The organism is Pantoea sp. EKM20T (assembly GCF_011800485.1).
GTDB lineage: Bacteria > Pseudomonadota > Gammaproteobacteria > Enterobacterales > Enterobacteriaceae > Pantoea > Pantoea agglomerans.
Map to the genome: position 1 here is coordinate 1 of NZ_JAALFW010000049.1, position 248 is coordinate 248.

Annotated in this window: 1 protein-coding gene; it reads left to right on the forward strand. The window is 56.5% G+C overall.

Annotated features, from left to right (window positions below; genetic code table 11):
- On the forward strand, positions 1–248 hold a 248-nt coding region (locus HFD94_RS22835; protein ID WP_181955375.1), incomplete at both ends, for an RHS repeat domain-containing protein.

The following is a 248-nucleotide window of genomic DNA, read 5'->3' on the forward strand; positions in this document are numbered from 1 at the left end:
GAAAGCCCGGAGATTTACTGGTTCCATAATGCGGCCAACGGAATGCCGGAGCTGCTGACTGACGGTGAAGGGCAAAAAGCCTGGGAAGGGATCAACAGTCCTTGGGGCAAACTGCTGCGTGAATCCAGCCAGCGGATGCCGGTCGTTCAGCAGAACCTGCGTATGCAGGGCCAGTACCTGGACCGGGAAACCGGACTGCACTACAATCTGTTTCGTTATTATGACCCGGACAGCGGACGGTTTACCCA